Source organism: Sinomicrobium kalidii, from assembly GCF_021183825.1.
Classification (GTDB): domain Bacteria; phylum Bacteroidota; class Bacteroidia; order Flavobacteriales; family Flavobacteriaceae; genus Sinomicrobium; species Sinomicrobium kalidii.
In genome coordinates this window covers 4,459,815-4,473,006 of sequence record NZ_CP089211.1, presented here as the reverse complement: position 1 = coordinate 4,473,006, position 13,192 = coordinate 4,459,815, and the positions used below count along the sequence as shown (strand labels likewise).

Below are 13,192 nucleotides of genomic sequence, written 5' to 3'. Positions count from 1 at the left end.
ATGCTTTTCTTTAGTAAAAAATTAGGAAAAGAATAGTGCCATGCGGATAGAAAACGATATAAAACTGGGGTTTAAAGATGTGATGATACGCCCCAAAAGGTCTACACTGAAATCAAGGGCTGCCGTTAGTCTCAAAAGAGAGTTCAAATTTATGCATACGGGTAAAACGTGGAGCGGAATCCCGGTTATTGCCGCCAATATGGATACCGTAGGAACATTTGAAATGGCTGTTGAACTCTCCGGACACCAACTTATCACTGCCATCCACAAACATTACACCCCGGAACAATGGCAGGTTTTTATGGAAAACAGCAGCACAAATATCACGGATTACATAGCCATAAGTACGGGAACAGGAAAAAAAGATGCGGAAAAACTGAATCTCCTGTTACGACAGTTCCCCCGGATTCTGTTTATCTGTATTGATGTTGCCAACGGATATTCCGAACATTTTGTAGAGTTCGTCAAGGAAACCCGGCAACAATACCCGGACAAGGTTATTATTGCGGGAAATGTCGTTACAGGGGAAATGGTGGAAGAACTCCTGTTGGCCGGAGCCGATATCATCAAGGTGGGCATAGGCCCCGGAAGTGTCTGTACCACAAGGATAAAAACAGGGGTCGGTTACCCACAGTTATCTGCTATCATAGAGTGTGCAGATGCGGCCCACGGACTGGGCGGACAGATCATCTCCGACGGCGGGTGTAAAATTCCGGGGGATATTGCCAAGGCATTTGGCGGCGGCGCCGATTTTGTAATGCTCGGCGGAATGCTTGCCGGACATTCGGAAAGCGGCGGCGAGACCATAGAAAAAGACGGTAAAAAGTACAAACAGTTCTACGGAATGAGCTCCGAAACCGCCATGGAAAAACACACGGGAGGCATGGCAGCATATCGTGCCAGCGAAGGAAAAACCGTGGAAATACCTTACAAGGGGAAGGTGGGCACTACCGTAAAAGATATCCTCGGGAGCCTTCGTTCTACATGTACCTATGTAGGGGCACAACGGCTCAAGGAGCTCACCAAACGCACCACGTTTATCCGTGTTATGGAACAGCACAACGAGATTTTTGAATAACAGCAGCAGCCTGAGCCCCGTTGTCCGGATATCGGAAAACCCGGTTGCCATCTTTTGTTTGCATAATTATGAATATTACTACGGAAAACATTTTACTTATAGGTTCTGCCCTGTTGTTTATCAGTATACTCGCCGGAAAGACGTCCTACCGCGTGGGGCTCCCCACATTGATATTGTTCCTTGCCGTGGGGATGCTGGCGGGTTCCGAAGGAATAGGAGGTATTTATTTCGATGACCCGAAGACCGCCCAGTTCATCGGCATCGTATCCCTGAACTTCATTCTCTTTTCAGGGGGACTGGACACCAACTGGAAAAGTATCAAACCCGTTTTCTGGCAGGGCATATCACTTTCCACACTGGGGGTTTTGATCACTGCTACATCCCTGGGTGTATTTATATGGGCTGTTACCGATTTTACCATTTACGAGGGCCTTTTGCTCGGCTCTATCGTATCGTCTACCGATGCCGCGGCAGTATTTTCTATACTGCGGTCAAAGAATATTGCACTGAAAACCAACATAAGGCCCACCCTGGAGCTGGAAAGCGGGAGTAACGATCCCATGGCCTATTTCCTTACGATCGCCTTTCTCGGACTGGTTGTCAACCAGGATGAAAATATATGGTCTATTATTCCCGTGTTTTTTACGCAAATAATACTGGGTGCGCTCCTGGGTTTTCTCTTTGGTAAAGCGGGGAAGTTTGTTGTCAATAGGATCAATATCGATTTCGAGGGACTATACCCGGTTCTGGTCATTGCCCTTATGTTCTTCGCATTTTCTGCTACGAATTTTCTGGGAGGCAACGGCTTCCTGGCCGTCTACCTGTGTGCCGTATATCTCGGAAACCAGGATATCATCCACAAAAAGACCATCATGCGGATGTTCGACGGGCTGGCCTGGCTTATGCAGATCGCCCTGTTCCTCACCCTGGGGCTGCTTGTATACCCAAGCCATATCCCCCCTATTTTCGGTATCGGCATGCTTATTTCGCTCTTCCTTATATTTGTGGCCCGCCCGGTAAGTGTCTTTTTAAGCCTTGCCTTTTTTAAAATGAAGTTCCGCAGACGCTGGTATATCTCATGGGTGGGACTTCGTGGTGCCGTCCCTATTGTTTTTGCCACTTATCCCCTCCTTGCGGGAATTGACAAGGCCGATATCATATTCAATATCGTATTTTTTATTTCGGTTACTTCCGTACTTATACAGGGAACCACCCTCTCCGTCATAGCCAAATGGTTACATGTGGCCCTGCCGCAAAAGGCGAAACGCAAAACCCCGGTAGACATATTCCTGGCAGACAGCGCCAAATCTGCCCTGGAAGAAATCCATTTACAGCATGACAATCCTTCTGTCGGTAAAAAGATCGTCGATCTTCACTTTCCGAAAAATGCCATCATAGCCATGATAAAACGACAGGGGAAGTACATCACTCCTAACGGGATGACAGTGCTGGAAACCGGGGACTCCCTGGTAGTTCTAGCCGAAAACAACGACGGACTGGATCAGGTTCACGATTGTCTGCACATCGATGAACCGGTTCATAAAAATTAACAACGGACCTCCGGAACCAAACAGAACAGGCGGAGACCTTATTTTTGTCCCCGTCTTATTGTTCAATGATGTGAAGAATGTTTAAGCGTTATGAATCAAAAACATTTCAAAATTACATTCCCTGTCCTGGGATTCTTAAAACGCTTATCCCTGAAGTTCCGTTTGCACAAAATAGTGCATCGCCTGTTGCAGGAACCTGCCGAATGCCGGGTTGGACGTTCCATTAACTTCGGTATACCGTTCATCCTGCACATAGAGATCGCCAAGTCCCCTGTAAGCTTCTGCTTTACTTCCGTCAGGGCTTCCCCAGAAACGCATGATATAACCATAATGCTTCCGTACCTCGGCCTGGACCTCAATGTCTGCCGGGTCCCGGTCGCTCAGTGAGGCCAGCCTTTCAAAATTCGCTTTAAACCCATCCTGTAAAGCCTGAAAATCTTTTTTATTTATTTTCAGCAGTTGTTTTTCGGCATGTTCCACTTGTCCGGGCCATTTTTCCCGGGCTTCCTTTCGCCATGCTTCGGCCTGCTTTCGGGGCAGGCCTCTGTATAATTCTTCCGGTTTCATCATTTTTCTGTTTTTTAAATGATACATTGTCTGGTCTATAGTAGCCATTAAGAGCTTTATCCGTTTTCGCTCCCCTGCCAAACATTTTCTGTGTTCCGAAAGTGCTTGCAGGAGGTCGAACTCCGGATCGTCCAGTATATCCCTGATCGCTTTTAATTTAAATCCCAGGTTCCTGTAAAAAAGGACCTGTTGTAAACGAAGCAGGTCTTTCTCTCCATACATCCTGTACCCTGCAGCGGTACGGACGGACGGTTTTAACAGGCCGATGTGATCGTAATGATGCAGTGTGCGCACACTGATACCCGCCATTTCGGCCAGTTCTTTTACCGAATGATACTTCATGATTACACTTTTAACATTGACCGGAACAAAGATAGGCTATGACGTAAGGTAAGGGTCAAGCACTTTTTTCAGTTTTTTTGTCATAAACATATAAAAAATTGAATATCAATTATATAAATAAAAAAAATGGATCAGGATCAAAGGTTGTGGGGTTTTTCACTTGTTGCCGGTTTCCGGTTTTGGTTTTGCCACGGATACACGAATATTTTTTGGGTTGAATGCTGCAAGTGAGGTTGTATTTTAGTTATTGGGTTATTCAGTTATTTAGGCATCACGCATGAACTGAATAACTCATTAACCTGTTAACCCGACAACAAGACCATAATTTTTCACATTACTCAAAGGCGGCAATAGATGACTCTCGATAGAGGCCAATACAACCCTGTAACAAAAAGGAACCATTTCATAAATCGCAAGTCATACCTCTTATGTCTGAACCCCTACAATGTCCACAACTGTTAGGATTGATCCGAAAAAATTCGTATTACCGGACCGGTATAAACATAAAAACCTGGCGAGATCGCAATGACCTGCCAGGTTTTTATCCTAACTATTATGAACAAAAAAATTATTTCTTTTCTTTATCCATTTTTTCTTTAAGTTCTGCAAGTGCGTCCAGGTCACCAAGTGTGGTTTTCTCTACGCTGGCATTGTTTGCAGACTTAACGTTCTTCTCTTCCTGTTCTTTGAAGATAGCGGTATGGGAAGCTACAACTCTTTTGAATTCCTTGTTAAATTCAATCACTTTGAATTCTGCAGTTTCTCCTTTTTTCAGTTTTTTACCATCTTCTTTTTCCAGGTGACGCGAAGGTACGAAGGCAACGATATCCTCATTGAGGTTTATGGTCGCTCCCTTATCTACGATTTCGCTTACTTCCGTAGTATGTACGGTACCTACTCCGAACTCAGTTTCGTATTTATCCCACGGATTTTCTGTGGTTTGTTTGTGACCGAGGCTCAGTTTACGTCCGTCCACATCCAGTTCCAGCACTTCCACTTCCAGCTTGTCTCCAACGGATACAAACTCGGACGGGTGCTTGATCTTTTTGGTCCAGGAAAGGTCGGATATATAGATAAGACCGTCTATGCCTTCTTCCAGCTCTACGAATACACCGAAATTGGTGAAGTTACGTACAATACCTTCGTGTTTTGAACCAACAGGGTATTTGCTGGTGATATCGGTCCACGGATCGGGAGTCAGTTGTTTGATACCGAGCGACATTTTACGCTCCTCTCTGTCGAGAGTAAGGACTACCGCTTCTACCTCATCTCCTACGGAAACAAAGTCCTGAGCGGAACGCAGGTGTGTAGACCAGGACATTTCCGAAACGTGAATCAGTCCTTCCACTCCTTCGGCCACCTCGATAAAGGCACCGTAATCTGCAATAACAACTACTTTTCCTTTTACCTTGTCACCCACTTTGATATCATCGCTGAGGGCTTCCCATGGATGTTTCTGAAGTTGCTTCAGACCGAGTTGTATTCTCGACTTGTTGTCGTCGAAATCGAGGATTACCACGTTCAGTTTCTGATCCAGTTCCACCACTTCGCTCGGGTGGTTGATCCTGCTCCAGGAAAGGTCGGTAATGTGGATAAGACCATCTACGCCGCCGAGGTCGATGAATACACCGTAAGACGTGATGTTTTTAACCACACCTTCGAGTACCTGTCCTTTCTCGAGCTGACTGATGATCTCTTTCTTCTGTTCTTCGATATCCGCTTCGATAAGCGCTTTGTGGGAAACGACCACGTTTTTGAATTCGTGGTTGATCTTCACCACCTTGAATTCCATGGTCTTGCCTACATACTGATCGTAATCACGGATAGGCTTCACATCGATCTGTGAGCCGGGCAGGAACGCCTCGATACCGAATACGTCCACGATCATACCTCCTTTGGTCCTGCATTTTACAAAACCGTTTACGATTTCGCCATTGTCATAGGCTGCATTCACCCTGTCCCAGGCTTTTATAGTACGTGCTTTTCTGTGTGAAAGCACCAACTGTCCTGTCCTGTCTTCACGAACGTCGATAAGTACTTCTACCTTATCTCCGACTTTCAGGTCGGGATTGTAACGGAATTCGTTAAGGGAAACAACACCTTCAGACTTGGCATTGATGTCTATTATAGCTTCCCTGTCGGTAAGGTGTACCACAACGCCTTCCACTACTTCCTCGTCTGCAGTGTCCACGAAGTTCTCCTCTACGAGCTTTTCAAACTCCTGTAGTTTCTCTTCTTCAACCTTCTCAATACCTTCTTCGTAGTTGTGCCAGTCGAAGTTTGCTAAAAATTCTTCAGGATTCTTCTGATTTTCCTGTTCTGTTTTTGTTTGAGTTTCAGCCATTGCTGATTAAAAAATTTGTATCCTGAATCCATACAAGAGGTAAAGCAACATGAATTCAGAAGAAATTAACAATTAATTTTTTATATCCCTTTCCCTCCTGGCCTTGCTAAAAGGAGTGCAAAAATACAATTATAATTTTGATTTTCAAAAGTTTGAAATATTTTTTTAGTTCTAAAAACCACCGCACTAATTTCAGGATAAATGCACTATGGTTAAAGCAGTTCGGGGCCGTGGGTTAGTGAGTTGGTGAGTTGGTAAGTTGGTAAGTTGGTAAGTTGGTAAGTTGGTAAGTTGGTAAGTTGTAAATTATGGATTTTACATAATGTGTCCAACTCCTAAACTCCTAAACTCCTAAACTCCTAAACTCCTAAACTCCTAAACTCCTAAACTCCTAAACTCCTAAACAAGTTACAAATTCCTGACAAACCATAATAATATTGTGCAGAAAGCCCGGATAAACCACTTCGCTCCTCACATTTTTAATACCTTTGTGCCTAAATTTATGCTTTAATTTACAAGGCCATGCTGCAACCCATTTCCTGTAACGGTTATACGATTTATTTTAACGATAACGGTTATGACAACCTCCGGGAATACCTGGAGAAAAAAAAACATTCCAGGGTATTTATCCTTACCGATACCAATACCCATAATCACTGCCTGCCCCGTTTTATGAGTAAAATGGCCGAAGATTTTACGGCGGAGATCATTGAGATCGAAGCCGGTGAGATCCACAAGAATATTGAAACATGCAACCAGGTATGGCAGGTACTCTCTGAAATGGGCGCAGACCGGAAGAGCCTGTTGATCAACCTCGGTGGCGGTGTGGTAACCGATCTGGGCGGATTTGTGGCCTCTACCTTTATGCGGGGCATTGATTTTGTAAATATCCCCACCTCCCTGCTGGCCATGGTAGATGCTTCCGTAGGCGGAAAAACAGGAGTGGACCTGGGCCCGCTCAAAAATCAGGTGGGCGTGATCAATGTACCGGGAATACTCCTGGTGGATACGGCATTCCTCCAAACGCTTCCCCCCGAACAAATGCGGAGCGGCCTGGCAGAAATGCTCAAGCACGGACTCATCCGGGACGAAGACCACTGGAAGGCATTCCTGAATCTTTCCGATCTGGACCTGACCGACCTGGATGCCCTGATACGGGATTCCATCATCATCAAGAACAACGTGGTCATGGAAGATCCCAGGGAAGCCGGTTTGCGCAAAACCCTTAATTTCGGGCATACACTGGGCCATGCCATAGAGTCCTGTTTCCTGCAAAATCCGGAAAAACCAACCCTGTTACACGGAGAGGCCATTGCCATAGGGATGATACTGGAAACATTCCTCTCTGTGGAACTGGAACAATTTCCGCAAAAAAAACTGGACCAGGTGACTTCGGTTATCCTTTCCTATTTCCCGAAAGTCGAGATTGAGGAAGAAGATACAGAACACATTATCTCTTATCTTAAATATGATAAAAAGAACTCACACGGAAATATCAATTTCGTATTGCTGAAAGATATAGGAATCCCGGCTATAGACATCAAGGCCGGTAATGAAAAAATAGCTCGTGCGTTTGCCTATTATAAAGTGTGGGAGCCTGAATAGCAGGTTAATCTATTTTTTCATAACGGTACAGACACGCCTCGATACAAAAGGAAGGGCTCAACGGTGTAAGTATAAGGTCCCCGCCATCAAAACTGAACCGCATCACCTGTGGTTCGGCAGCATAGTTACAGTTAAAATCCAGTTGCAGTTTATCCCCCTTTACGGAGAAATCCCCCTCCGGACAATCCATCCCGTTAGAGGTAAAGGTACTGTCCGTTTTAAAATAATGGATTTCACCGTCCTTGACTTCTTTCCATTCGGTCTCCCCTCCGGGACTGACATAACGCTCGGTCATTTGCCATTTTCCCATAATTGAAACATCCCCGTCAATGGTATCAGAATCATTAGAACATCCCATCGTAATCATTACAGAGAATAGTAAAGTAGTTAACTTAGTTTTCATTTTGATTCCGGTTATTTAAAACAATAAAACTGTCCTAAAAAGGTTATCTGTTTTTAAGATACCGCAATGCGGAAAAGGTTGCGCGAAGTCCCGTGATTTCAAACTGGAAAAGTAAAAACAAGGACCATCTGAAATGCTAAAAACAATCGTCACTTTTCACAAAAAACCTTTTACGAAAACGTTTGAAATCCATACTTTTGCCACGAACACTAAATTAATGATACTCTGCTAAAACGGGCAGGCAACACACTAAACACACAAAAAACAATGAGTGCTACAGAAACCTACGAAAAGGAACTGGCTTTTCAGGCTGACCGGAGAAAGGCCTCGGTTGAATTCAGTAAAATTGTAAGCGACCTATGGTATGACAAGGCCATTGAACTGGTTTTGTTCCGCAACCAGCTCATTGACCGTAACGTCAGTGAGATCATTAACCTTCATGAGTACGCGGGCGAATTCGTGCAAAAGCCCATCTCCATTTTCGATACGGTGGAAATTGCCCGGGCCATCAAACAGATGACCCTTCCACCGGCCAAGCTGGACATCGGCAAGCTCACTTACGAATATCACCTGGAAGACGACAAGTATACCAATGTCATCGCCTTTGTATACGACAAGCTGCGCGATGCACAAAACAGCAGGGAAATACAGCCCAAGGACGTGGTCCTTTACGGTTTTGGCAGGATCGGAAGGCTACTGGCCAGGGAGCTTATGGCAAAGACCGGAAAAGGGAATCAGCTGCGGTTAAGAGCCGTAGTGACCCGGGGGGAAATAGATGAGGCTGCCCTGGAAAAAAGGGCCTCACTCCTGCGCAACGATTCCGTTCACGGTGATTTTCCGGGTACCGTAGCCATCGATCCGGAAAACAATGCCCTTATCATTAACGGGACTACCGTTCGTATGATCTCCGCAAACGCCCCCGAAGAAATCGATTATACCACTTATGGCATAAACAATGCCCTGGTCATTGACAATACCGGAGCATTCCGGGACAAGGAAGAACTGGGCAGACATCTGGTTTCAAAGGGTGTAGACAATGTATTGCTCACAGCCCCCGGCAAAGGAGTCCCCAATATCGTGCACGGTGTCAACCACCGGGAATACGATCCGGACGAGATCAGCATCTTTTCTGCCGCGTCCTGTACCACCAATGCCATAACACCGGTCCTGAAGGTTATTGAAGATTCGCTCGGGGTGGTCAAAGGCCACCTGGAAACCATCCACGCCTACACCAACGACCAGAACCTGGTGGACAACATGCATAAAAAATACCGTCGCGGACGGGCGGCCGCACTGAATATGGTGATTACGGAGACGGGAGCCGGCAAGGCCGTAGCCAAGGCCCTGCCATCGCTGGAAGGTAAACTCACATCCAACGCCATTCGCGTTCCCGTACCGAACGGATCGCTCGTGGTGCTCAATCTGGAAGTAGAAAAGAATACCTCCAGGGAAGGGATTAATACCATAATGAAAAAATATGCCCTGGAAGGCGAACTTGTGGAGCAGATCAAATATTCCCTCAGCAACGAACTTGTCTCTTCGGATATTGTCGGCACTTCGGCTCCGGCCATTTACGACAGTAATGCCACCATCGTTTCTCCGGACGGAAAAAACGCGGTGCTCTACATATGGTATGACAACGAATACGGGTACAGCCACCAGGTGATCCGCCTAGCCAAGTACATGTCAAAAGTGAGGAGGTATACCTATTATTAAAATTTCCTTTGTAAAGCCGATATTAACCAAAGGTTAGATTATTGTTTATCAATTTGTTATAAACACATAATATTCCATATATTTGCAGCCTCACTTACCGGTGAGGCTGTCATTTTTAATACATTACTACAATAAGTAAGTTAACTGAACGTTACGAACCATAAACACGAACAAACAACAAGTACAGTCTGAAATGAAAATGAAAAACGTATACCTTGCATGTATTGCACTTACACTGATTACCCTTTTTACAAACGTTATAAATGCGCAGGAAGCTACGGACGAAGAAGAATCCAAGTTATCTCTCACTGAAGGCAGTGTAGATAACCAATTTGAGTTTATCATACAACGATCCAACAATTACCAGGAATACAAGGTCGTAAAAAAGAACTGGCTTTATACCCTTAAAAAGAATACCCTCGATTCTATGGCAAGGGTGGAAAAGGAACTGGCGGAGTCCATCAACCTTTCCAAAACCCAGAACAGCGAGATCGAGTCCCTCAAGGGAAAATTGCAGGAAAGCCAGAATCACGTAAGTACCCTGACCAACGAAAGGGACAGCATTTCCTTTTTCGGTGCCCTCATAGACAAGTCCGCCTATAAGGCAACCATGTGGGGTATTGTCGGATTACTCGCTGTTGTCCTCCTCTTCTTTATCTACAAGTTCAAGAACAGCAATGTAGTGACCCAGAATGCCAAAAAAGCCCTTGCCGACCTCGAAAGGGAATACGAGGAACACCGCAAAAAAGCATTGGAAAGGGAACAAAAAGTAAGGCGGCAGCTACAGGACGAGATCAACAAGCAAAAGATCGCCAAGGCAAAGTAGACCTAAAGTTCAACGTTTAAGGTTCAAAGTTGCAGGTGGCTGTTGATCAGTCGCAACCTTGAACTTTGAACCTGTAACCCTGAACCCCGTAAAGCATGCGTATCGATATCATCACCGTACTCCCTGAACTCCTCAGGAGCCCTTTTGAAGCCTCTATCCTGAAAAGGGCCATCGACAAGGGACTGGTAGAAGTACACACCCATAACCTGCGCGATTACACCACCGACAACTACAAAACTGTGGACGACTACCAGTTTGGCGGAGGTGCCGGCATGGTAATGATGATAGAACCCATAGACAAGTGCATCACGAAACTGAAGTCTGAACGGGATTATGATGAAGTGATCTACATGACGCCCGACGGTGATACCCTGAACCAGAAGACTGCCAACCAGCTTTCCCTTTACGAAAACATTATCATCCTCTGCGGACATTACAAGGGTGTGGACCAGCGCGTACGCGATCAGTTCGTCACCCGGGAAATATCGATAGGCGATTACGTGTTATCAGGTGGCGAACTTGGGGCTGCCGTTTTGTGTGACGCCATTATCCGGCTCATACCCGGGGTGCTCAATAACGAAACCTCTGCCCTCACCGACTCTTTCCAGGACAATCTCCTTGCCCCGCCCGTATACACAAGGCCTTCGGAATACAAAGGCTGGAAAGTGCCCGATATCCTGCTCAGCGGTAATTTCCCGAAAATCGAAAAATGGCGGGAAGAACAAGCGTACAGGCGTACCAGCGAAAGAAGGCCGGACTTACTGAAAGACTGAGCCTGAGAAATTTCACCTCTTCCGGCAGGCCAAAGGTTCCTTTTATTTAACATCAAAAAGCGGTCACAGGGCGGATACATCCCGAAAAAACACGTAACTTTGGGTCCGGTAAGTTTAATTTCTTTATCCTGCACCATGAAAAGAAGGGATTTCATACAACACACCGCCGCATCCACCACACTGCTTTCCCTCGGAGGACTTTCACTATCTTCCTGTATCGGCATTCCTCCCCGAAAACATATTACCATACTGCACACGAACGATGTGCACAGCCACATCGACATCTTCCCCGAAGACGACCCCAGGAATCCCGGCCAGGGAGGAATTGCCAGAAGGGCCACACTCGTAGAAAATATCCGGAAAGAAAACCCCGGTACCCTGTTGCTCGACGCAGGAGATATTTTTCAGGGCACTCCTTATTTCAATTACTACGGCGGGGAACTGGAATTTAAACTGATGAGCATGCTCAAATACGATGCGGCAACCATCGGTAACCACGATTTCGACAATGGTATTGACGGGCTCTATGCCCAGCTCCCCCATGCCGATTTCGATTTCCTGATCGCCAATTACGATTTCTCCAACACCATTATGGACACCCATACAAGGCCGTATAAGGTCTTTGAAAAAGACGGGGTGAAAATCGGTGTTTTCGGACTGGGCATCCGGTTAAAGGGGCTTGTCAACGACAATCTCTATAAGGAAACCAGGTACCTGGACCCTGTGGAAATCGCGCAGGACATGTCTACCGTCCTCAGGGAAAAAGAAGGCTGTCATATCGTAATATGCCTTTCGCACCTGGGCTACAAATATAAAAATCCCGATATCCCCTCCGATGTCAATCTTGCCGAAAATACCGAGAACATAGACCTCATCATAGGCGGACATACCCACACGTTTATGGACAGGCCGGCCATTCACCAAAACAGAAAAGGCGAACAGGTACTGGTAAACCAGGTAGGGTGTTTCGGTATCAACCTGGGCCGCATAGACTTTTACCTCGATCATAAGAACGATCTTGTCGGACAAAACGGAACATCCATTGTGGTATAGACGGCATAATGGGCTGAGCCCGGTAAATTCGATAAAAACAAATAAAACACCGGCCCTCTCTCGATAAAAGTCTCGTCTTTTCCCTATATTTGATATAGAAATTTTCTCCGGACAAAGACGCAATTATCAATAACTTTCCCGGGAAGAAAACACAAAATAACATAACACCCAAAAGTCATGAACACTAAAATCTTCACTTTTTTAGGTATAATACTCATCTTTATGCTACCGGAGGCAGTGACCTCCCAGTCCCGTACCATTTCCGCAGATGATTTTGACAAGGTTATTGTAAATCCGCATATCCAGGTCACCTTCAGGGAAGGAAACAAAACATCCGTTACTATAGAAGACATTAACGAACCCTTTGAAAAGTTCAACGTGGAAGTAAAAAACGGGGTCCTGCACATGTATCTCGACGGTGCAAGAGTGGTTACCAAAACGGAAAAGATCAAGGGCAAAGGTAAAAAAAGAAAAAAACCGCTCTACAAGGGCACTGTCGTAAAAGCAGTGGTCACTTATAAAAACGCAAGCACATTTGCCATAAGAGGTGAAGAAACCATTGTATTCGAAAGTCCCCTCAACCTGGATAAAATGAAGCTTAACATTTACGGGGAATCCGAGGTAGTTGTAAACGACGCCACCGTAAACAACCTTAAAGTGACCATATTCGGGGAAAGCCAGCTCGAAATCAAAAAGGGGAACATCGGAAAACAAAAATTCACTTCCTACGGGGAAAGTGAGATCAACACCTTACAGGCCAGCAGTAAATCCACCCGGATCGTTGCCTATGGCGGCAGCAATTTTCAATGTAATGTTACCGACAGGCTAAAGGTAACATCCTACGGAGAGGCCACGATACGTTATAAGGGAAATCCCGAAGTACGCAAGGGGATCGTTATAGGAGATACCGAAATTTCAGCCATTCCCTGAAGTGA

General features: G+C 45.6%; 11 protein-coding genes. 8 read left to right on the top strand and 3 right to left on the bottom strand.

Features of this window, described 5'->3' with window-relative positions:
- Positions 1-40 precede the first annotated feature (40 nt).
- Entirely contained in the window at positions 41-1,078 is a 1,038-nt protein-coding gene (locus LS482_RS18265; protein WP_233028952.1) for a GMP reductase, read from the top strand.
- Positions 1,079-1,146: 68 nt separating this feature from the next.
- Positions 1,147-2,628, top strand: coding sequence for a potassium/proton antiporter (locus LS482_RS18260; protein WP_233028951.1), 1,482 nt, complete (start codon positions 1,147-1,149; stop codon positions 2,626-2,628).
- Between the two features lie 144 nt (positions 2,629-2,772).
- On the opposite strand, the gene LS482_RS18255 is transcribed toward LS482_RS18260, so the two are convergent.
- Together LS482_RS18255 and rpsA are read right to left on the bottom strand one after the other, a co-directional pair.
- Positions 2,773-3,537 (bottom strand): MerR family transcriptional regulator, encoded by a 765-nt coding sequence (locus LS482_RS18255; RefSeq protein WP_233028950.1) that lies wholly within the window; start codon positions 3,535-3,537, stop codon positions 2,773-2,775.
- A gap of 568 nt (positions 3,538-4,105) precedes the next feature.
- The gene (gene rpsA, locus LS482_RS18250) at positions 4,106-5,881 is read right to left on the bottom strand and encodes a 30S ribosomal protein S1 (protein WP_233028949.1); all 1,776 of its coding nucleotides are present in this window, start codon (positions 5,879-5,881) and stop codon (positions 4,106-4,108) included.
- Between the two features lie 522 nt (positions 5,882-6,403).
- Here rpsA and aroB point away from each other — a divergent pair.
- Positions 6,404-7,486: a 3-dehydroquinate synthase gene (aroB, locus tag LS482_RS18245; protein ID WP_233028948.1), complete on the top strand. Its 1,083-nt coding sequence runs from the start codon at positions 6,404-6,406 to the stop codon at positions 7,484-7,486.
- Positions 7,487-7,490: 4 nt separating this feature from the next.
- On the opposite strand, the gene LS482_RS18240 is transcribed toward aroB, so the two are convergent.
- Positions 7,491-7,889: a lipocalin family protein gene (locus LS482_RS18240; protein ID WP_233028947.1), complete on the bottom strand. Its 399-nt coding sequence runs from the start codon at positions 7,887-7,889 to the stop codon at positions 7,491-7,493.
- A 267-nt stretch (positions 7,890-8,156) separates the two neighbouring features.
- Here LS482_RS18240 and LS482_RS18235 point away from each other — a divergent pair, with 267 nt between their 5' ends.
- The 5 genes from LS482_RS18235 to LS482_RS18215 all read left to right on the top strand — a co-directional run bounded on the left by LS482_RS18235 (position 8,157) and on the right by LS482_RS18215 (position 13,187).
- Positions 8,157-9,605: a glyceraldehyde-3-phosphate dehydrogenase gene (locus LS482_RS18235; RefSeq protein ID WP_233028946.1), complete on the top strand. Its 1,449-nt coding sequence runs from the start codon at positions 8,157-8,159 to the stop codon at positions 9,603-9,605.
- A 199-nt stretch (positions 9,606-9,804) separates the two neighbouring features.
- Entirely contained in the window at positions 9,805-10,431 is a 627-nt protein-coding gene (locus tag LS482_RS18230) for a tRNA (guanine-N1)-methyltransferase (RefSeq protein ID WP_233028945.1), read from the top strand.
- A 95-nt stretch (positions 10,432-10,526) separates the two neighbouring features.
- A complete protein-coding gene (gene trmD / locus LS482_RS18225) occupies positions 10,527-11,204 on the top strand; it encodes a tRNA (guanosine(37)-N1)-methyltransferase TrmD (RefSeq protein ID WP_233028944.1) in 678 nt (225 codons plus the stop codon).
- A 135-nt stretch (positions 11,205-11,339) separates the two neighbouring features.
- Positions 11,340-12,257, top strand: a complete 918-nt coding sequence (locus tag LS482_RS18220; protein WP_233028943.1) for a bifunctional metallophosphatase/5'-nucleotidase — start codon at positions 11,340-11,342, stop codon at positions 12,255-12,257.
- A 177-nt stretch (positions 12,258-12,434) separates the two neighbouring features.
- Entirely contained in the window at positions 12,435-13,187 is a 753-nt protein-coding gene (locus tag LS482_RS18215; protein ID WP_233028942.1) for a GIN domain-containing protein, read from the top strand.
- Positions 13,188-13,192: the final 5 nt, after the last annotated feature.

What these genes read in the sequence shown, in the direction of transcription:
- LS482_RS18265 (WP_233028952.1), top strand. Translation starts at nt 41, where the DNA reads ATGCGGATAGAAAACGATATAAAACTGGGGTTTAAAGATGTGATGATA.
- LS482_RS18260 (WP_233028951.1), top strand. Translation starts at nt 1,147, where the DNA reads ATGAATATTACTACGGAAAACATTTTACTTATAGGTTCTGCCCTGTTG.
- LS482_RS18255 (WP_233028950.1), bottom strand. Translation starts at nt 3,537, where the DNA reads ATGAAGTATCATTCGGTAAAAGAACTGGCCGAAATGGCGGGTATCAGT.
- rpsA (WP_233028949.1), bottom strand. Translation starts at nt 5,881, where the DNA reads ATGGCTGAAACTCAAACAAAAACAGAACAGGAAAATCAGAAGAATCCT.
- aroB (WP_233028948.1), top strand. Translation starts at nt 6,404, where the DNA reads ATGCTGCAACCCATTTCCTGTAACGGTTATACGATTTATTTTAACGAT.
- LS482_RS18240 (WP_233028947.1), bottom strand. Translation starts at nt 7,889, where the DNA reads ATGAAAACTAAGTTAACTACTTTACTATTCTCTGTAATGATTACGATG.
- LS482_RS18235 (WP_233028946.1), top strand. Translation starts at nt 8,157, where the DNA reads ATGAGTGCTACAGAAACCTACGAAAAGGAACTGGCTTTTCAGGCTGAC.
- LS482_RS18230 (WP_233028945.1), top strand. Translation starts at nt 9,805, where the DNA reads ATGAAAAACGTATACCTTGCATGTATTGCACTTACACTGATTACCCTT.
- trmD (WP_233028944.1), top strand. Translation starts at nt 10,527, where the DNA reads ATGCGTATCGATATCATCACCGTACTCCCTGAACTCCTCAGGAGCCCT.
- LS482_RS18220 (WP_233028943.1), top strand. Translation starts at nt 11,340, where the DNA reads ATGAAAAGAAGGGATTTCATACAACACACCGCCGCATCCACCACACTG.
- LS482_RS18215 (WP_233028942.1), top strand. Translation starts at nt 12,435, where the DNA reads ATGAACACTAAAATCTTCACTTTTTTAGGTATAATACTCATCTTTATG.